This window comes from Pseudoalteromonas sp. GB56 (genome assembly GCF_054923835.1).
The window spans coordinates 3,025,021-3,043,293 of the sequence record NZ_JBPCHK010000001.1 but is presented as its reverse complement, the minus strand read 5'-3'; the positions used below and the strand labels follow the sequence as shown (position 1 = coordinate 3,043,293).

General features: G+C 45.4%; 20 protein-coding genes and 1 pseudogene. 14 read left to right on the top strand and 7 right to left on the bottom strand.

The annotated features are described in order from the left end of the window. Nucleotides 1-82 precede the first annotated feature (82 nt). Entirely contained in the window at nucleotides 83-589 is a 507-nt protein-coding gene (locus ACH19P_RS14170; protein ID WP_462159181.1) for a DUF3087 domain-containing protein, read from the top strand. 7 nt (nucleotides 590-596) lie between these two features. Here ACH19P_RS14170 and ACH19P_RS14165 read toward each other — a convergent pair whose 3' ends face one another. The 4 genes from ACH19P_RS14165 to ACH19P_RS14150 are packed head-to-tail and all read right to left on the bottom strand — an operon-like array spanning nucleotide 597 to nucleotide 3,797. Next, a complete protein-coding gene (locus tag ACH19P_RS14165; protein ID WP_462159180.1) occupies nucleotides 597-2,150 on the bottom strand; it encodes a sensor domain-containing diguanylate cyclase in 1,554 nt (517 codons plus the stop codon). Next, nucleotides 2,140-2,568: a type 2 periplasmic-binding domain-containing protein gene (locus ACH19P_RS14160; RefSeq protein WP_462159179.1), complete on the bottom strand. Its 429-nt coding sequence runs from the start codon at nucleotides 2,566-2,568 to the stop codon at nucleotides 2,140-2,142. The genes ACH19P_RS14165 and ACH19P_RS14160 overlap by 11 nt, the downstream gene beginning before the upstream one ends. 2 nt (nucleotides 2,569-2,570) lie before the next feature. Further along, nucleotides 2,571-2,702, bottom strand: coding sequence for a hypothetical protein (locus ACH19P_RS14155; protein ID WP_462159178.1), 132 nt, complete (start codon nucleotides 2,700-2,702; stop codon nucleotides 2,571-2,573). A 42-nt stretch (nucleotides 2,703-2,744) separates the two neighbouring features. Beyond that, on the bottom strand, nucleotides 2,745-3,797 hold the full coding sequence (locus tag ACH19P_RS14150; RefSeq protein WP_462159177.1) for a hypothetical protein: 1,053 nt from the start codon (nucleotides 3,795-3,797) through the stop codon (nucleotides 2,745-2,747). A gap of 264 nt (nucleotides 3,798-4,061) precedes the next feature. Between ACH19P_RS14150 and ACH19P_RS14145 the strand changes: the two genes are divergently transcribed. Further along, entirely contained in the window at nucleotides 4,062-5,243 is a 1,182-nt protein-coding gene (locus ACH19P_RS14145) for an NRAMP family divalent metal transporter (RefSeq protein WP_462159176.1), read from the top strand. Nucleotides 5,244-5,287: 44 nt separating this feature from the next. Here ACH19P_RS14145 and ACH19P_RS14140 read toward each other — a convergent pair whose 3' ends face one another. Together ACH19P_RS14140 and ACH19P_RS14135 are read right to left on the bottom strand one after the other, a co-directional pair. Continuing rightward, nucleotides 5,288-6,487, bottom strand: coding sequence for a vWA domain-containing protein (locus ACH19P_RS14140; protein WP_462159175.1), 1,200 nt, complete (start codon nucleotides 6,485-6,487; stop codon nucleotides 5,288-5,290). After that, the gene (locus ACH19P_RS14135) at nucleotides 6,487-7,332 is read right to left on the bottom strand and encodes an AAA family ATPase (RefSeq protein ID WP_462159174.1); all 846 of its coding nucleotides are present in this window, start codon (nucleotides 7,330-7,332) and stop codon (nucleotides 6,487-6,489) included. Before ACH19P_RS14135 ends, ACH19P_RS14140 begins: the two co-directional genes overlap by 1 nt. A gap of 134 nt (nucleotides 7,333-7,466) precedes the next feature. Here ACH19P_RS14135 and ACH19P_RS14130 point away from each other — a divergent pair, with 134 nt between their 5' ends. The 11 genes and pseudogenes from ACH19P_RS14130 to rpoS all read left to right on the top strand — a co-directional run bounded on the left by ACH19P_RS14130 (nucleotide 7,467) and on the right by rpoS (nucleotide 15,057). Next, the gene (locus ACH19P_RS14130) at nucleotides 7,467-7,943 is read left to right on the top strand and encodes a DUF2947 family protein (protein WP_462159173.1); all 477 of its coding nucleotides are present in this window, start codon (nucleotides 7,467-7,469) and stop codon (nucleotides 7,941-7,943) included. Nucleotides 7,944-8,020: 77 nt separating this feature from the next. Then, nucleotides 8,021-8,677 carry a hypothetical protein gene (locus ACH19P_RS14125; protein ID WP_462159172.1) on the top strand — a complete coding sequence of 219 codons (657 nt, stop codon included), beginning with the start codon at nucleotides 8,021-8,023 and terminating at the stop codon, nucleotides 8,675-8,677. After that, nucleotides 8,677-8,967 carry a cell division protein FtsB gene (gene ftsB / locus ACH19P_RS14120; protein ID WP_462159171.1) on the top strand — a complete coding sequence of 97 codons (291 nt, stop codon included), beginning with the start codon at nucleotides 8,677-8,679 and terminating at the stop codon, nucleotides 8,965-8,967. The genes ACH19P_RS14125 and ftsB overlap by 1 nt, the downstream gene beginning before the upstream one ends. Nucleotides 8,968-8,984: 17 nt before the next feature. Then, nucleotides 8,985-9,683 carry a 2-C-methyl-D-erythritol 4-phosphate cytidylyltransferase gene (gene ispD, locus ACH19P_RS14115; protein ID WP_462159170.1) on the top strand — a complete coding sequence of 233 codons (699 nt, stop codon included), beginning with the start codon at nucleotides 8,985-8,987 and terminating at the stop codon, nucleotides 9,681-9,683. Beyond that, nucleotides 9,680-10,159, top strand: coding sequence for a 2-C-methyl-D-erythritol 2,4-cyclodiphosphate synthase (gene ispF / locus ACH19P_RS14110; RefSeq protein ID WP_462159169.1), 480 nt, complete (start codon nucleotides 9,680-9,682; stop codon nucleotides 10,157-10,159). Before ispD ends, ispF begins: the two co-directional genes overlap by 4 nt. After that, on the top strand, nucleotides 10,156-11,217 hold the full coding sequence (gene truD / locus ACH19P_RS14105) for a tRNA pseudouridine(13) synthase TruD (RefSeq protein ID WP_462159168.1): 1,062 nt from the start codon (nucleotides 10,156-10,158) through the stop codon (nucleotides 11,215-11,217). Before ispF ends, truD begins: the two co-directional genes overlap by 4 nt. After that, nucleotides 11,198-11,941: a 5'/3'-nucleotidase SurE gene (gene surE, locus ACH19P_RS14100; RefSeq protein WP_462159167.1), complete on the top strand. Its 744-nt coding sequence runs from the start codon at nucleotides 11,198-11,200 to the stop codon at nucleotides 11,939-11,941. The genes truD and surE overlap by 20 nt, the downstream gene beginning before the upstream one ends. 3 nt (nucleotides 11,942-11,944) lie before the next feature. Further along, entirely contained in the window at nucleotides 11,945-12,583 is a 639-nt protein-coding gene (locus tag ACH19P_RS14095; RefSeq protein WP_462159166.1) for a protein-L-isoaspartate(D-aspartate) O-methyltransferase, read from the top strand. A 9-nt stretch (nucleotides 12,584-12,592) separates the two neighbouring features. Further along, nucleotides 12,593-13,170 (top strand): annotated as a pseudogene (locus ACH19P_RS14090) (YqaA family protein). A gap of 18 nt (nucleotides 13,171-13,188) precedes the next feature. Further along, entirely contained in the window at nucleotides 13,189-14,010 is an 822-nt protein-coding gene (locus ACH19P_RS14085) for a peptidoglycan DD-metalloendopeptidase family protein (protein ID WP_462159165.1), read from the top strand. Nucleotides 14,011-14,076: 66 nt separating this feature from the next. After that, a complete protein-coding gene (rpoS, locus tag ACH19P_RS14080) occupies nucleotides 14,077-15,057 on the top strand; it encodes an RNA polymerase sigma factor RpoS (protein WP_462159164.1) in 981 nt (326 codons plus the stop codon). Nucleotides 15,058-15,103: 46 nt separating this feature from the next. On the opposite strand, the gene mutS is transcribed toward rpoS, so the two are convergent. Beyond that, a complete protein-coding gene (gene mutS / locus ACH19P_RS14075) occupies nucleotides 15,104-17,683 on the bottom strand; it encodes a DNA mismatch repair protein MutS (protein WP_462159163.1) in 2,580 nt (859 codons plus the stop codon). A gap of 24 nt (nucleotides 17,684-17,707) precedes the next feature. Between mutS and ACH19P_RS14070 the strand changes: the two genes are divergently transcribed. Continuing rightward, complete coding sequence (locus ACH19P_RS14070; protein WP_462159162.1) at nucleotides 17,708-18,214, top strand: CinA family protein; 507 nt, start codon at nucleotides 17,708-17,710, stop codon at nucleotides 18,212-18,214. Nucleotides 18,215-18,273 lie beyond the last annotated feature (59 nt).

Below are 18,273 nucleotides of genomic sequence, written 5' to 3'. Positions count from 1 at the left end.
GGCGCCACTAGGTGCTACTTTCTTGTCTATAGCGAGGGTATAATGCCCTCGCTTTTTCGTTTTCAGGTTATGGTTGTGGGTTATGAAATTGGAACAAATAGATAAAGAGCGATATAGAAAGCATCTTAATATCGTGATTGTTGCGTGTATTGCAGCACTGATTGTTGGCAGTCTAGGCATCGCCAGAATACTGATCCTTGCTTGGCCCAATGAAAGTGGCAGCCATTTCTATTGGAATCTTATCGGTGTAATCGCTACTACATTTATCATTGGTTTATTCTTAAAGCGTTATCAAAATCATGCGTTTTTCACGGAAGTAGCGTATGTTTGGCGCCTTAAACAAGCACTGAATTTGATCACCCGTAAGCTTGCTAAAGTTAAGGCCGCAGCTGAGCAAGGCAACGTAGAAGCGTTGCATGCTTTACAGTTTAATTACAGTGGTTGCAGACAACTTTGGCAGTTGGATGACAACACCATCACCATGGAAGAGCTCGCCATCGAGCAAGCAAAGCTTGACGTGTTGGCAAACAAATTTAATCTTGAAGCGGATGCAGAGTTATATCAACCTGAGTTCCTCAAAACGCTTTGAATACGGATTAAATAGGCGCCAGAGCAGAGGCATTTTTATTCTGATGTTTGATGGAATACATGGCTTTGTCTGCGGCACTGACTAAATCTTTTATATTGACCCCGTGAGCAGGTGACATCGCCACGCCGATACTGGCGCCGACAGTAACTAGCTCACCATTGTCCAGCTTTTTCGGTGTGCTCAATGCCATCCTGAGCTTTTCGGCGAGTTGTATGGCTGATTCTGCACCTTTGGACTCTACGACAACCACAAACTCGTCTCCACCCCACCGGATACACAAGTCGCCTTTGCGCAATGAATCTTGTAGTTGGTTGGCAACATGGCAAAGAATGATGTCGCCGGCATCATGACCATGTATATCGTTTATTGGTTTAAAGCCATCTAGGTCTATAAGCATGAGTGTGAGCGCTTGTTGTGCACTCAGGCGAGCATCAATTTCACGTTCAGCACCTGCTCGGTTGAGTAATCCAGTAAGTTTGTCAGTACTGGCTGTGTGGCTTAGGTGCGCAAGCTCATTCTTGCGCGTGGTAATGTCGTTAATAAAAATTTGTAAGTAAGACGTGTTGTCCTGCCCATAGCTGCGGGTTACCAGTATGTGGACCCACATTTCATCACCATTTATATCATTAATAAGCTGGTATTCACCTCTGGCAACATCATTCTTGTTCAGGTTATCGGAGATGTGTTGTTTAAGTGCGTTGGCATCCATGAAGGCATTTTCAACTAATTCGTAGAGGTTGCCGCTAATTGTGATGTTTAGGCGTTTCAACAAGTCCGCAGTTGAGGCGTTGAAAAGCATTATTTTGCCGCTGCGAGTTGCTAGGATCATTGCAGAAGACGCGTGCTCGAAAAGCAGTTGTAGACGATTACCAAGCTCTTGAACTTCTTTTCGTAATTCTCGCTCTTGACTGAAATGCGATTCGGCATCTTGCAACATATCGTTGATACTTTTTGCTATATCACCAATTTCACTGTCGCTATGAGCGAAGGGAATATCGATACGATTTGCCGTACCTGGAATAATCTGCATCAGCTCCTTACTTAACAGGCCCATTGGTTTAGTTACGATGAAATAGGCAATCACGATAAATATGAGTAGCACAACTATAGTGTGGACCACTAATAACAGTGCGCTGTTTTGAGCGATATTTCGCGCATTGTATTCAATTAAATTCTGCGCGGGAGAGAGTGTTATTTTGCCTGCCACTTCATTTTCAAAAAAAGGGTTGAAGAGTTCATAGCTCAGACCTCGAACAGCGTCGTTTGCGCCTTGTTGTGCAAGCACAGTGTCTTCACTACTGATTTGTGCACCCAGGATAACGTCGTTCTTTATAAGGCCGTTAACGACTTCTAATGCGAGGTCTTTGTCTTTTAGGTACACAGCGATTGATGCAGTGCTAGACACCGTTTTATGGAGCTGGTCAATGGCGAGCTGTGCCTTATCAACCTCTTGTTGATAAATACTTTGATAGTAATACCTAACAGCTACTACGCCTGCTATTAGTGAGGTTAAAACCAACACCATAGCGAGGCGCAAAATCAAACTATGCTTATTGAGCAAGAGTGTATACCACCTTCACATCGTCTGTGACGTCTTTAAGCTTTACATAGCCAATGGCATTGTCAATGTCTTTTACTCGCTGCAATACCTCGGCGCTATTTTGTAAACTCAGTGGAGATTGAGCGTGCCCACTGAACTTCACTCTAGACCAATACGCATTGATACTGCTGATCGGTTTCTTTGTGAGCGTTTGATAAAAATCTTCTCGTAGCTGAGATTCTTGAGGGAGATCCAGTGGTGCTGCGCGATCGCCATTGGGAAAAGCAATAAGTTTGCCCATATACAAATCGATGAGTTGTTTGGTCGTCAATTCATTGGTTGGATTCTTTAGATTCACAATCACAGCAATCTCACTCTCTGCTTTGAGTGGGTGACTACTCATTATCATGATTGCGGCGAAAACGGGAATTAACTTCATAATTAAAAGACCCAATCCAATGTGGCGCTGATCACGAGTAACTTTTCTTTTTCTGCAGTGTCTTGTACACGTAGCATGAATTGATTGTCGTTACTTTTTAAATTTACCCATTCAAATTGTAATTTGAGAGCCATATCAGTACGGAAATCGTAACGTCCACTTACTGAAACGGTTGATTAATCGTTAACATAGTAGTTAAGGCCACGGTCAATTGCTTGATAGATTTGTTCTGTAAAGTTATTTCTTATTCGTGGTGCAGCGGTATCGTACTCATCGCCCTCAGTAAATGAATAGCCAAGCTGTGCAGTGAACGTCTGCCAACGCTTACCGAAGTAGACATAGCCGTTGATGAGATTGTTTAATATGTTGGTCGAGGCATCGATATAAGCAAGCTCGGATTGCGTGTAATAGGCACCGTTATCGTATTTTAGGCCCAGTGTTGAATACCTTAATTCACTACCTACGGGGTCTATTTCATCGGTTAGCGCACGTAACTCAGGCCAAATTACGTCGGGAATGCTCTGCGCTGCTTGGCGCAGCATAGGGTAATGCGATATCTCATTGCCGCCCACTTCAGCTCGACTATGATTGGCACGAAATAGCCAGTTATTGTGTTCGTACGCTAAGGTAACACCGCGAATACTATCAAGCTCTAATTCCCACTCATATTCAAAGTTGGACAAATAGTCTTTGGATTTACCTGCATACCAGCGGCTAGAAAACGTGCCATTAGTGGTTGCATGGGTGCTCGAAAGTTCAACTCCGTCGATGCTTTGATGCGGAACTAAGCCATAGAATTCAACGGGGGCATGTGTTTCTGTGTAGGCGTAGCCGATATTTCGATACGGCGTCATCATAAACAAATCTAAACCAGTGCGTCCGGCTTTGATTTTCCAATTTGGAGTGGGGGAGTAACTGATAAAAGCAAGCTGAGTTAATTGATCAAAACTGTAATCAACATGACGTTTCAAAACGAATTGGCCCGTTGCCCCCCATTGTTCATTAAACTTCTTGTCGAATTGAATACCTAATCGCGACAGCGAGCCAAAGTCGATATTGCCACTTTTTCCTTGATCGACGGAGACATCACTGCGAAAGGCCAGTTGCTTGGAATCTGTGTATGTCGCACCAATGGTAGCAAAGCCACTAACCTGTGTAGGTGCTGCATGCACACTCAGGCTACACACAAATCCTAAAAGTGTTGCGCAAAGCAATTTTTTTAAACGCATTGGACTCCCACACAAACAAAAAAAGGAGCCTGTATTATCGGGCTCCTTGCTATCGAAAAATGATTATAAATAGGTACAAGCTAAGTATCAATATAAATATCTAAGCTAGAGCATTCATGTTTAATTGTAGTTTAGAAAGACTAACTATCCAGTTGAAAATAAAAGGTATCTAACATACTCTCGGATGCTTACATAAATAATAATAAGAGCATCTAAATTGTGCAGTATTCTCAGTATTTAAAGGCGTTGGGGCCCGGTATACTAATGGCAACAGCGGCCATTGGTGGATCTCACTTGGTCGCTGCAACACAAGCTGGCGCTTTATACGGTTGGCAATTAGCCTGGCTGATTATTGCTGTAAATCTTTGCAAATATCCTTTTTTCCGATGTGGTGTTGAGTACACCTTGGCCACAGGCGAGAACCTTGTAGATGGGTATAAAAAGCAAGGGCCGGTGTACTTTTATGGTTTTTTTGTGCTCAGTATCATTGCCGGTATTGTCAACACTGCGGGGGTCTTACTCCTCACAGCAGCCTTGGCGCACTATGTGATAGGCGGAGCGTTAGGTCTGAGTGCGCTATGCGTATTGTTATTAGTGGCCTGTTCTGTGCTTTTACTTTTTGGTCATTATCGCGCTTTGGACAAAGCCTCAAAATGGATTATGGCCATACTCGCCATAAGTACCTTGGCCGCATTTTTTATTGTTTTAGTGCAAACCGGCCATGACCCAATTCTGGCGCAAAATGATTATCAGACGCCAGATATCATGACTCTTGCGGGTCTCAGCTTTGTAATTGTAATGATGGGGTGGATGCCAGCTCCCATTGAGATTTCAGTACTCAACTCATTATGGCTTCAAGCCAAACAAAAAACAGTTGATGTAACAGATAGTGCAGGGCTGTTTGATTTTAATTTCGGTTACATCATGACTGCGGTGTTGGCCTTGGTATTCTTTGCTCTCGGGGTATTGATTCAGCATGGTAAATCGACTGAAATCGCCTTGGCGGGTGTTGCTTTTGCACAACAACTAATTGATATGTATGCATATACTATCGGTGAGTGGTCTCGATGGTTAATTGCGACAGTTGCGTTCTTATGTATGCTCGGAACGACTCTCACTGTGCTGGATGGGTACGCTCGCACCTTAACGGCCAGTGCGAACTTATTGCCTCGTTTACCTTTGCCAAAGAAACTCAGTGTGTGGTTATTGCTGCAGGCTGTGCCTGGAATGGCGGTGATTTTGTTCTTCAAAAGTAATTTAAAAGAGATGCTCACATTTGCGATGACCTTAGCATTTCTTACTACACCGGTATTCGCGTGGCTCAACATGCGCTTAGTCAAACAAGCCCAAATTAAGCAACCTTCGTGGTTAAAGCTGCTGACTTGGGTGGGTTTAATCTACTTGGTAGGCTTCAGCGTTGCGTTTGTTGTATTGCAGCTGTGGTAGACCAGAAAATGGGCACATTTTTAAGTGCCCATTTTCGAAATTTACTAGCTGAGTTCTTTTATCGCTGCGCTGATGCCATCGAGCGTCAATGGGAACATCCGACTTTGCTCCCCCTTGGCCATGAGTTGATCAATCATTTCAATAGAGTGGTAGTAACGCCAATGGGATTTAGGTTGTGGGTTGAGCCACACCACCTTATCAAAATGATGGGTGAGGCGTTGCAGCCATACAGCACCCGCTTCTTCATTCCAGTGTTCTACACTGCCACCAGGATAGGCGATTTCATAGGGCCCCATGGTGGCATCACCGACAAAAATAATTTTGTAGTCACGACCGAACCTTTGCATCAAGCTATGGGTGTCAATGACTTTATCCCACCGGCGGCTATTGTCTTGCCAAAGGTGCTCATACACACAGTTATGAAAATAAAAAAACTCTAGGTGTTTAAACTCTCCATGAGCAGCGCTGAATAGCTGCTCGCATAATTGAATGTGGTCATCCATCGAGCCACCAATATCAAATAACATGAGGACATTGACGGCGTTGTGACGCTCTGGCGCCATTTTCACATCCAGCATCCCGCCTTGCTTAGCGGTTGCACGGATAGTTTCGGCGAGATCCAACGTATCGCTGGCACCTGAACGAGCAAATTTACGCAGCTTTTTCAGCGCTAATTTTATAGTGCGAGAGCTGATGTCTGCATCGCTATCGAGGTTGCGATATTGGCGCTTATCCCAGACCTTAACAGCACGCCGTTGACGAGAGTCGGGTTGGCCAATGCGTACACCTTCAGGGTTATAGCCAAAGGCGCCGAAAGGTGACGTGCCGCCGGTACCAATCCACTTATTGCCTCCGGCATGGCGTTTTTGTTGCTCCTCAAATCGCTTGCGCAATTCTTCCATGAGCTTGTCCAACCCCCCCATGGCCTCGAGTTGTTTTTTTTCTTCGGCACTGAGGTGTTTTTCGAATTCTTTACGCAACCAATCAGAAGGCAGCTGATACTCATTTTTGAGTGCTTCTAACAAGTCGATGTCTTCAATGCCTTGGAAATAATCAGCAAACGCTTTGTCGAAACGATCAAAGTGCGTTTCGTCTTTTACCATCACGGTACGAGCAAGATGATAAAACGCCTCGGTATCGGCGAAGACCACACCCGCATTGAGGGCGCCAAGCAAATCCAAGAGCTCTCTGATGCTCACTGGGAGTCGATATTTGCGGAGCGTGAAAAAGAATTCGATGAGCATTAACGACGACTCATAAAAGCGAGTTTTTCAATAAGTGACACGTCTTGCTCGTTCTTCAATAACGCACCAAATAATGGCATCAATCCGCCTTTTTCCGCGCTGTTATGCAGTACTTTAGGATCGATGTCCTCAGCCATCAGCAGCTTTAACCAATCTAACAATTCGCTGGTGGAAGGCTTTTTCTTCAAACCGTCTACTTGGCGCAGGCCAAAGAATACATCCAGTGCTTGTCTCAATAACGCTTGCTTGATGTCTGGGTAATGCACATCGACGATTTGTTGCATCTCTTGCGCGTTTGGGAAGTCAATGTAATGGAAGAAGCAGCGGCGTAAAAACGCATCGGGTAATTCTTTCTCATTGTTTGAAGTAATGATTACGATAGGGCGCTGTGTTGCCTTCACCCGCTCACCCGTTTCATAAACGAAGAATTCCATTTTATCGAGTTCGAGCAGTAGGTCATTGGGAAATTCGATATCTGCTTTGTCTATCTCATCAATCAGTAGTACCGGGCGAGGTTGGTTTTCATCACTAATAAATGCCTGCCACAACTTCCCTTTTACGATGTAGTTGCTGATGTCATGCACCTTCGCGTCACCAAGTTGCGAGTCGCGCAGACGTGATACTGCATCGTACTCATAAAGTCCCTGCTGTGCTTTGGTGGTCGATTTGATGTGCCATTGGATAAGTTCGCTGCCCAGGCTGGTGGCAAGCTCTTCAGCAAGTAAGGTTTTACCTGTGCCAGGTTCACCCTTTATGAGAAGCGGTTTTTGTAGCGCAATAGCGGCGTTTACGGCTTGCTTTAAGGCTGCGCTGGCGATGTAGTTTTGGGTAGAATCAAAGTGCACGACACATCTCCTAATACTGGTCTGACCCCAGTCTGCCATATTTACATGTATTGACCAAGTTAGCCTTGTGACAGCGCGGTTCTAGAAAGGTATACTAGGCGCCATAAATTGCGGTGCAGTAGGCATAAGCACGAATGAATTACTTATCTTTGGATGAATACGCGAAGGCATGGGTGTTTAGGCACCGAGAATTAACAATCCCAACAGAGCAATTGGCGCATATAAAACCAATGACGCCTGTACGTTCAGCCGTGCTGTGGACGACCTTTATTAGCCGTGACAAAGATCATCCCGACTTTTTCACCGACGCAGATTGGGTTAAGCAAGCGCAAAACTTTGCTGCCGATGACGTCTTTTGGGAGCGTGCGTTTGAAGATGGCAAGGCTATCCCTGAAGAAATTCTTGCTCACTTAGACTGGCAAGATAACACCACAGTGTATTTTTGTTTGAGCAAAGATGACGTCATTGAAACTCGCTTTGATGTGTTTAAAGCACATTGGCAAAACTTTATGTTTTTGGCGGATGGCAGCTTTTTGGTAGGTAAAAAGCGCAAGCAAGTGGTGCAATTTATGGAATCAGGATTTGCGCGTCTAGGAATACAGCCACAATAGCGCTATTTGTATGCGCGTAGCTTCTCAAATTTTGTGCAACTATGGTATAAACTTAAGCACAACGATTGGGAGGCAACGTGCGGCAAGAATCATCGCAGCAAGCAGACTTATTTGCACTTGACCAGCAGCGGGTGCTGTATGCCGAGTTGTGTAATGCGTTTTATGCCCGTGAATTGCATCGTTTGAGTCAACAATGTGCCACGCAACCTGATCCCAAGCGAGTTTCCCGTTTGTTAGATAGTTTGCCTTATTACGTGGAGCGCGCTGCATTTCATATCGTCCATGGTCATTGCCCGTTAACCTTAGATGGGCAAAATGGCAGTTGGATCGCGAAGCAATCTACCAAGCCACCCAGTATTGATTGCGACGCCAATCGCACATTTTACAGTGCTAATGCTCACGTCGGGATCTTAGTCCCCTTGCTCGTTACGCAAGGGCATATGCAATTCGTTACGATTGATACCTTAGATCAGGTCAGTAGTAATCGCGTGCACTGTAATCAGGCTGGCTGGTTTGACTTAGACGGGCATTACAAAGATTCGCGCCTCAGTGTTGCTCTACACGCGCAGTTACTGGTGCCAAATAAAAAGAATTTTACGCCTGCATGTTGTGGGCATAGATGGCAGCAAAATAAAGTGAGTTCCCCGCGGACGCTGAGCCTCAGAGAAATGCTCCTGACTACGCGGATTAATTGGAAAAACTTTAAGCAACCGCTGCCAATGAAGGATAGCTAATGCGTTTATTTCAACTTGGCTTGTTTGTCTTACTCTCTTATCTGCAGTATTTACTGTGGTTTGGGCACAATGGTGTAGAAGATTACACGCGCCTAAGTAAAGCGGTTGAGTCTCACATACAAACCAACCAGCAACTGAGTAAGCGAAACAAGTTGCTTGAAGCAGATATTCAAGATCTCAAACTTGATCTTGAAGGGGTCGAAGAACGCGCTCGTCATGAGCTCGGAATGATAAAACCTAATGAAGTGTTTTATCGCGTTCTCCCTAGTAAACAAAATGAATCAAAATAACGATATAAAGAAGTTATATGACTAACCCAAATGGCATTGTAGCTATCGTCCCAGCCGCAGGTGTTGGTTCCAGGATGCAATCGCAGCTGCCAAAGCAATATATTGAATTGCAAGGTAAAACCGTTTTAGAACACACCTTAAATAAACTCTCTCGAGTTGATGATGTGCATCATATCTTAGTGGCTATTAGCGCCACGGATGATTATTTCCATTCTTTAGCCCTGAACACCAACATAGTAAACACAGTGATCGGTGGTAAAGAGCGCGCTGATTCCGTATTGGCGGCATTGGATGCACTTGCTGATAATCCTCCACAGTGGGTACTAGTACACGACGCTGCGCGTCCACTCGTGGATGTTGCGGATATCAATAACCTTGTTAAACAATGTCTGCAAAGTGGTGAAGGTGGCATATTAGCCGCTAAAGTGCGTGACACTATCAAACGCGGCGATGACTACGTGCATGAAACTGTGCCTCGCGACCACTTATTTCAAGCGCTCACGCCACAGTTTTTTCCATATGAGGCATTGCGCCAAGCGTTAACCCAAGCGCTCGCCCAAGGGGTTGCCATTACCGATGAAGCTTCAGCGATGGAGTGGGCTCAGCACAAAGTGCGTTTGGTCTGTGGACGTAGCGATAACTTTAAAATAACGACCCCTGAAGATTTGCAATTGGCTAATTTCCTATTAGCACAACAAGTTACGGAGTTTTTATGATTAGAATTGGCCATGGTTTTGATGTGCACCGTTTTGGTGGCGAAGGGCCACTAACCATAGGTGGCGTTAAAATTGATTACGACCAAGGCTTTGTTGCGCATTCAGATGGTGACGTCGCAATTCATGCGCTGTGCGACTCTCTTCTAGGAGCACTGGCGCTCGGTGATATTGGTAAACACTTTCCTGATACCAGTGCTGAGTTTGCAGGTATCGACAGCCGTATATTGTTGCGCCGAGTGATGAGTGAAGTACACGCGAGAAACTATAAGGTGGGTAATATCGATGTAACCATTGTCGCGCAAGCCCCCAAAATGCGTCCGCACATTGATACCATGCGAGCGTGTCTAGCAGAAGATATGCAGGTTGCGATGGAGCAGGTCAATGTCAAGGCAACAACAACTGAGGAGTTGGGTTACACTGGGCGCAAAGAAGGGATCGCTGCCCATGCGGTAGCGGTGTTGGTTCAGCAATCATGACCACTAATATTTACCCCCTAGAAGGGCTTGAGTACCTTTATGGCCAACCCAGTGCCACCGCCGTGTTTAAGCAAAATCCAGAAGATTTCATCGTTGATGAGGAATTGGGGTTTGAGCTTGATGGCAGTGGTGAGCATGTGTGTTTACACATCATCAAGCGCGGTATCAATACGGTTGCCGTAGCTAAAGCTATCGCAAAACTTGCCAATGTAGCGCCCCGCGATGTGAGTTATGCAGGCCAAAAAGACCGCCAAGGTGTGTGTTCTCAGTGGTTCAGTGTGCCAGTACCAATAAAGAAAAATGTTGATTTTAGCGCCTTAAACGACGATTTCATTTTTGTATCCAAACAAGTGCGCCATGGTCGCAAGTTACGTATTGGTTGTCATAAAGGTAATCGCTTCACTATTGTGCTGCGCGACGTCAGTGAGCCATTAGAGGTGTTGAGCCGTATTAACGCCGTGCGCCAAGGGGTGCCTAACTATTTTGGCGAGCAGCGATTTGGTCATGGTGGGCATAATTTAGAAATGGCCGAGCGCATGTTCAATGGCGAAGCCATTCGCGACCGTAAACTAAGGTCTATGGTGATTTCTGCGGCACGCTCTTATATTTTTAACCAATTAGTGAGCTTGCGCGTTGCCGAGCATGGGCTTGCAAAAACCCTGAAACATGAAGTGTTTATGTTAAGTGGCAGCAATGCGTTTTTTACTGACGCAATAACACCTGAGAACATTACCAGACTGGTGGAAGGAGACATAGAGCTCTCAGCTCCTATGGTAGGTAAAGGTGACAAAGGTTTAGTTGAAGAAGAGCGGATTTGGCTTGAACCGTATAACAAGTGGTGTTTAGGATTAGCGGATATTGGCTTGAAAACAGAGCGACGTATGCTGCGTCTGTACCCAGAAAATTTAACGGTGAGTATGCCCCACGAAAATACCATTGAATTAAGCTTTTCTCTAAAAAAAGGGTGTTTCGCGACCGCATTGTTGCGAGAGCTGGTGAATTACCGTGCCAGTGAACAAAGTATTGCAAGGAGTGATGATGAAGATTCTGCTGAGTAATGACGATGGCGTCCATGCGAAAGGCATTTCAGTTTTGCATGATGCATTGAAAAGAATAGCCACCGTTGATGTGGTAGCGCCAGATAGAAATTGTAGCGGAGCAAGTAATTCGCTAACACTGATGAATCCACTGCGTGCTCAGCAACTCGACAACGACTTTTATAGTGTTAATGGCACTCCGACAGATTGTGTTCATGTGGCATTGAACGCGTTGTTTACTGATCAGCCCGATTTAGTGGTGGCAGGCATAAATCACGGTGCTAATTTGGGTGACGATACATTGTATTCTGGCACAGTGGCAGCTGCCACCGAAGGTCGACATATGGGGCTGCCGGCAATCGCGGTGTCTCTGGCAAGTAGAGAGTGTAATCATTTTGAAACAGCTGCGCAGGTCACTGTGGATATTATTAATAAGCTCAAGAGTCACCCATTGCCCAAAGACCAAATTTTGAATATCAATGTTCCTGATGTTCCTTACACCGAGCTCAAAGGTATTAAGGTAACGCGTTTGGGAGCACGCCATAAAGCGGAAACCATGACCGCGCAACGAGACCCATGGGGCAGAAAAGTATACTGGTATGGATCACTTGGGCCAGAGTTAGATGCAGGAGAGGGGACTGATTTTGCAGCTATACGCGAAGGGTATGCTTCCGTTACTCCCCTGAGTGTGGATATGACCGCGAAAGAGAGTATTGAACCCCTAAAGCAATGGTTAGCGGAGTAAATAATGATCAGTAACTTCCAACGCAGCGCAGGTTCATTGACCCAGTTGTTAGCTCAAGAAGGGATCATCGATCAGCGTGTACTCGAGGTTATGGCGAAAACACCTCGTCATTTATTTATTGATGAAGTACTCAAACATAAAGCCTATCAAAATACGGCGTTACCAATTGGGCAAGGGCAGACTATTTCTCAACCCTACATCGTTGCACATATGACCGCAATTTTGCGCGCTCATGGCGTCACATCTAAAGTGCTAGAAATTGGCACAGGTTCAGGCTATCAAAGTGCAATTCTGGCGCAACTATTCGACAAAGTATATTCAGTGGAGCGTATTAAAGCCCTGCAGTGGCAAGCGAAAAGACGTCTACATCAATTGGATTTGTACAATGTGACAATGAAGCATGGAGACGGTTGGCAAGGGTGGGCATCGCAGGCGCCATTCCAAGGGATCATTGTTACAGCTGCAGCTGCGTCGGTACCTCAACAACTGCTTGAGCAGCTTGACGATGGTGGTGTGATGATCGTTCCTATCGGAGATGTCGAACAAAAGTTGATGCTGTATACTCGCGAAAAAAATGAGTTTAAACAACAAGTCATGGCCGATGTTCGATTTGTGCCTTTGGTCCCTGGCGATATAATTTAAGGAAACCCCTTGCGTTTATTTACCCCTTTGTACGATGCCGCATTGCGTTGGGCACGCCATCGTCATGCACAGCGATACCTCGCAGGCATGAGTTTCGCAGAATCTGTTATTTTTCCTGTTCCCCCAGATGTAATGTTGGCACCTATGTGTCTGGCGAATACGAATAAAGCATGGTACTTTGCTTTGTTAACAACTTTAGCGTCGGTGATTGGTGGGATCTTAGGATATGCGCTCGGCTTTTGGCTTTTTGAACCGATTGTTGAACCTGTTATCGCATCCATGGGTTGGCAAGATAAGTTCGAACATGCTCTGACTTGGTTCAAAGACTATGGAGTATGGATTGTCTTTTTAGCTGGCTTTTCCCAATCCCCTACAAGGTGTTTACGATTGGGGCTGGTCTACTACACATGGCGTTTTTACCCTTCTTGCTGGCTTCTGCTGTGGGGCGAGGAGCGCGCTTTTTCTTGGTTGCGGCATTGATGAAATTTGGTGGCGCGAGAATGGAAGAAAAGTTGCGTCAATATGTTGAAGTATTAGGTTGGCTTGTAGTTGGCCTCGCAATCGTTTTATATTTAATTTATCGCTAGCTAATGGAAGGGCGCTGCATGCATCTGAAATATACCAGTATCATCATACTGGCTACATGTGTTCTCAGCGCCTGCTCTTCAAGAAATGCTCCTGCACCTGTGTCATCACTCGATACTGAACGTGCAAAAGTTTCACGAAAAATTAATATTCAAGGCGAACACTACCGAGTACAAAAAGGCGATACCCTGTACGCCATTGCTTTCAGTGCCAAGAAAGATGTTCGCGAAGTCGCGAAAATAAACGGTATCAAGCCACCTTACACCATCTATCCTAACCAACTCATTTACTTAGAATCTCAGTGGCTAAAAAAGAAAAAGGCCGAACGATACACTAATTCGAGTAAAAAACCTAGAAAAATAGAGCAAAAACCTTATAAAAATGTAAAGAAAGAAGTTGCTAAGCCGATACAACGGGAGTATGTTCAGAAACAAGCTAGTAAAAAAAATGTTAGCAAATCATCAGATAGCGCTAACAAAATAACCTGGAAATGGCCCACCAAAGGAAAAATAACTCAAGGTTTTTCCAACCGTGAAAACGGCTACAAAGGATTGCAAATAGCGAATAAAACAGGAACGTCAGTTTTGGCAGCGGCAGATGGTGTGGTTGTTTATGCCGGGGATGCACTAAGAGGATACGGTAATTTAATCATTGTGAAACACAACGATGATTATCTAAGTGCATACGCGCACAACTCGCGTTTACTAGTGAAAGAAAAACAGGATGTCAAAGCTGGGCAAAAAATAGCGGAAATGGGTAATACTGAGTCTTCTATAACGGCACTTCGGTTTGAAATACGATATAGGGGCAAAGCGGTAAACCCAGCTAATTTTTTACCATAGCGAGACGGGCAACAGCAGTAATTTGGGTATACGGAATTATTCCAGATTACATGGGAGGGTACTCGGATGGGTCGAACCGCAAAACTTGAAACCACGCATGACAACAGTAATGATCTAGAAGTTTTGGATGAACCAAAAGAAGAGCTTTTAGAAGAAGTTGAGGAAGATAGTGCGGAGGATGAAATCTTCGCCAAGGATGACAACGTCAAGAATCTTGACGCCACACAACTTTACCTCGGCGAGATAGGTTTTTCTCCGCTATTAAGTGCGGAAGAGGAAGTCTATTTTGCGCGCAAAGCATTACGTGGTTGCGAAGCATCACGCAAGCGAATGATTGAGAGTAACCTCAGACTCGTCGTCAAAATCGCAAGACGATACAATAACCGTGGATTAGCCCTACTTGATTTGATTGAAGAAGGAAACTTGGGCCTTATTCGCGCCGTTGAAAAATTGAATCCGGAGCGAGGATTCCGTTTTTCAACGTACGCCACCTGGTGGATCCGCCAAACGATAGAGCGTGCAATTATGAATCAAACGCGCACTATCCGCTTACCCATCCATGTTGTTAAAGAGCTGAATGTGTATTTACGCACCGCGCGTGAATTGACACAACAGCTTGACCACGAACCTACCGCAGAAGAAATTGCAGAACGTCTTGATAAACCTGTTGAGGACGTGTCAAAAATGCTGCGATTAAACGAGAAAATCTCGTCAGTGGATACACCTATTGGTGGCGATAACGACAAAGCGTTGTTGGATATCATTGCTGATGAAAAAGGCCGTGGTCCAGAAGGTGAAGTGCAGAACAACGATATTAACAGTCATATCGTGCACTGGTTAGACGAACTAAACCCTAAACAACGTGAAGTGCTTGCTCGTCGCTTTGGTTTATTGGGCTATGAACCTTCAACGCTTGAAGACGTAGGTCGTGAGATAGGCCTTACTCGTGAACGAGTGAGACAAATTCAGGTAGAAGCTTTGCGCAGACTCAAAGACATGTTGCAACATGAAGGCCTCAATACTGAAAGCTTATTCGAGCAGCTGTAAATCAATAAAGATTACACAAAAATGCCGCCCTTTTGGGCGGCGTTTTTTAGTTCGCTAAGGCTTTGAGCTTATACAAGATATCAAGTGCTTCGCGAGGTGATAAGTCATCAGGATTGATATGCTCCAGCTCCAACTCAACAGCGCTAGGCTGTGCTTCAACAGCTAGCAAGTCCATTTGTCCATCCTGTGCTGCGTTGCCTATAGTCGGTTGCTGTTCTAGTTGCTTCAACTTACGTTTAGCGTTGCTGATCACCGTTTTTGGCACACCTGCAAGGGCTGCTACTTGTAAACCAAAACTCTTGCTTGCGGGCCCTTCTAAGACTTTGTGCATAAAGGCAATGGTGTCGTTATGCTCGATGGCATCGAGGTGCACATTGACCAAGCCTGACTCCTGCTCAGCTAACTCTGTTAACTCGAAATAGTGGGTCGCAAATAAGGTTTTAGCATTGATCTTGTGCGCCAAATAATCCGCTGTCGCATACGCCAATGAAAGACCATCATACGTACTCGTACCACGGCCAATTTCATCCATTAATACCAACGAATGCTGGGTGGCGTTATTTAAAATTGTTGCAGTCTCAGTCATTTCTACCATAAACGTTGAACGACCAGATGCTAAGTCGTCGCTAGCGCCTATACGGGTGAAAATACGATCAACAAGACCAATGTGCGCTTGTGCGGCCGGTACATAGCTACCGATATGAGCCATAAGTACTATCAATGCTGTCTGACGCATGTAGGTCGATTTACCGCCCATATTCGGGCCCGTGATCATTAGCATGCGGCGCTGTGCATTAAGCGACACAGGGTTGGCTATGAAGGGGTCTTTCATCACTTGTTCAACAACGGGGTGACGGCCTTCACTGATGTTTATAGTGTCATTTTCGCTGAGCTCTGGTTTACAGTAATTGAGCGTCAGTGCACGTTCGGCTAAGTTGTTTAGTACGTCAAGCTCACTGAGTGCGCCAGCAAGATGTTGTAATTGCGCTAAGTATGGCGAGATTAATGTGAATAGCTCTTCATACAGCTGTTTCTCGAGCGCCAGCGCTTGAGACTGGCTTTTCAGCACTTTATCCTCATGCTCTTTAAGTTCGGCGATGATATAGCGCTCGTTATTTTTGAGCGTTTGTCGACGGATATAATGCTCAGGTACGAGATGCGAGTTGGCACGGCTGATATCAATATAAAAACCATGCACCTTGTTGTAACCAATTTTTAGGGTGCTGATACCGGTTGCTTCACGCTCACGTTCTTCGAGCTCACTTAGAATGTTGGTGGCCCCTTGAGATAGATTGCGCCAATGATCGAGCTCATCGTTGTAACCTTCGGCAATGACACCGCCATCGCGAATGAGCACAGGTGGGTTATCAATGATGGCGCGCTCGAGTAAGTCGACGAGCTCATCTATTGGTTGGCAGGCTGTGCTAATTTGCGTCATGCGTCTTTGTGCACTGGTGCCGATGATATCTTGTAGTTCAGGCAACACTTGTAAAGCCGAGCGAAGGCGAGACAAGTCGCGAGGACGCGCGTTGCCCAGCGCTAAACGAGCAACGATACGCTCTACATCACCCACGTTACGAAGTAAGGGCTGCAGTTCCATGTGCCAGTTATTTTCGATCACCTCACTGATAGCTGACAATCGTAAGTTTAGTTCTTCACGACAGCGTATAGGGTTATGAATACGACGCTTGAGTAAGCGTGAACCCATCGGCGTCGCCGTTTTATCCAACACTGCAGCGAGGGTATTTTCAATGCCTCCGCTGAGATTTTGTGTAAGTTCTAGATTCTTTCGTGTTGCACTGTCGAGTACCACGGCTTGCGCGTCTTGCTCTAGGCTAATTGCCTTTAAGTGTGGTAAAGCGGTACGTTGCGTGTCCTTTACGTACTGTAGTAGGCAACCTGCTGCTACAAGCCCTAATGTTGCATCGTGAACTCCGAAACCAATCAAGTCTTGCGTACCAAATTGCTGGCACAATGAAGTGAGTGCAGTATCTAAGTCAAACTCCCACTCTGGACGTCGGCGCGTTCCGTTTTGGTATTCGATAAGCGCCAAATTAGCAAAGGTTTCTGGGTAGAGGAGTTCTGCAGGATTGAGACGCTGCAACGTTGATTTAAACGCATCTATATCAGCACATTCAACGATGTTAAAGCGCCCCGAGTTAATGTCGAGGTAGGCCACGCCGAAATGGTCGTTCTTACCTTCGTAGACACTGACTAGTAAATTATCTTGGCGTTCTTTAAGTAAGGCTTCATCGGTGATGGTACCTGGGGTGACGATACGCACAACTTTGCGCTCCACCGGCCCTTTGCTGGTAGCTGGGTCACCAATTTGCTCACAAATGGCTACAGATTCACCGAGTTGAACCAAACGCGCCAAATAATTCTCGACCGCGTGATATGGTACACCCGCCATAGGGATGGGGTCGCCACCGGCTTTGCCTCGAAATGTTTGCGAGATATCGAGTAATTCTGCTGCGCGTATGGCGTCATCAAAGAACACTTCATAAAAGTCACCCATCCGATAAAACAATAAAATATCAGGATGCTGAGCTTTAATGCGCAGGTATTGCTGCATCATGGGTGTTTGTTGTTTTATATTATCTTCACTGTAGAGACTAGCTGACATGCACTCACTCGATTAAGGATGGTTATGAATTCAAAACAGAAGTTAGCTGCGAACACGCAAACCCTTGCTGCACAACTGGGGCGTATTTTAACGGATAAGCAGATGATGATCACTACCGCTGAATCATGTACGGGCGGCGGTGTTGCTTATGCGATCACAGACACGCCTGGTAGCTCGCGTTATTTTGCACAAGGTGCGGTTACATACAGTAATGAAGTTAAGAGCTCTTTGCTAGGGGTCAGTCCACAAACTCTCAAACAATATGGGGCTGTGAGCGAACAAACCGTGAGTGAAATGGCCACTGGTGCGGCTAATTCAGCGGCCGCTGATGTGGCTATAGCGACCTCTGGGATTGCTGGCCCCGATGGTGGAACCCCTGAAAAGCCAGTTGGCCTGGTGTGGTTCGCCGTTTATTTTGATCAGCAGCTAGAGGTGCAAAAGCAGGTGTTTAGTGGCAATCGAGCACATGTACGAGAGCAGGCAATAGACCATGCATTACAGATGACATTAAAAATTTTAGAATCTGCTTGATACTGTAATTTCATACAGTATACTAGATGTCATTAAGCTAAGTCTTTAACCGAGCAAAA

Coding starts and splice junctions, on each gene's coding strand:
- ACH19P_RS14170 (WP_462159181.1), top strand. CDS start 83: ATGAAATTGGAACAAATAGATAAAGAGCGATATAGAAAGCATCTTAAT.
- ACH19P_RS14160 (WP_462159179.1), bottom strand. CDS start 2,568: ATGAAGTTAATTCCCGTTTTCGCCGCAATCATGATAATGAGTAGTCAC.
- ACH19P_RS14155 (WP_462159178.1), bottom strand. CDS start 2,702: ATGGCTCTCAAATTACAATTTGAATGGGTAAATTTAAAAAGTAACGAC.
- ACH19P_RS14150 (WP_462159177.1), bottom strand. CDS start 3,797: ATGCGTTTAAAAAAATTGCTTTGCGCAACACTTTTAGGATTTGTGTGT.
- ACH19P_RS14145 (WP_462159176.1), top strand. CDS start 4,062: ATGGCAACAGCGGCCATTGGTGGATCTCACTTGGTCGCTGCAACACAA.
- ACH19P_RS14140 (WP_462159175.1), bottom strand. CDS start 6,487: ATGCTCATCGAATTCTTTTTCACGCTCCGCAAATATCGACTCCCAGTG.
- ACH19P_RS14130 (WP_462159173.1), top strand. CDS start 7,467: ATGAATTACTTATCTTTGGATGAATACGCGAAGGCATGGGTGTTTAGG.
- ftsB (WP_462159171.1), top strand. CDS start 8,677: ATGCGTTTATTTCAACTTGGCTTGTTTGTCTTACTCTCTTATCTGCAG.
- ispD (WP_462159170.1), top strand. CDS start 8,985: ATGACTAACCCAAATGGCATTGTAGCTATCGTCCCAGCCGCAGGTGTT.
- ispF (WP_462159169.1), top strand. CDS start 9,680: ATGATTAGAATTGGCCATGGTTTTGATGTGCACCGTTTTGGTGGCGAA.
- truD (WP_462159168.1), top strand. CDS start 10,156: ATGACCACTAATATTTACCCCCTAGAAGGGCTTGAGTACCTTTATGGC.
- surE (WP_462159167.1), top strand. CDS start 11,198: ATGAAGATTCTGCTGAGTAATGACGATGGCGTCCATGCGAAAGGCATT.
- ACH19P_RS14095 (WP_462159166.1), top strand. CDS start 11,945: ATGATCAGTAACTTCCAACGCAGCGCAGGTTCATTGACCCAGTTGTTA.
- ACH19P_RS14085 (WP_462159165.1), top strand. CDS start 13,189: ATGCATCTGAAATATACCAGTATCATCATACTGGCTACATGTGTTCTC.
- rpoS (WP_462159164.1), top strand. CDS start 14,077: ATGGGTCGAACCGCAAAACTTGAAACCACGCATGACAACAGTAATGAT.
- mutS (WP_462159163.1), bottom strand. CDS start 17,683: ATGTCAGCTAGTCTCTACAGTGAAGATAATATAAAACAACAAACACCC.
- ACH19P_RS14070 (WP_462159162.1), top strand. CDS start 17,708: ATGAATTCAAAACAGAAGTTAGCTGCGAACACGCAAACCCTTGCTGCA.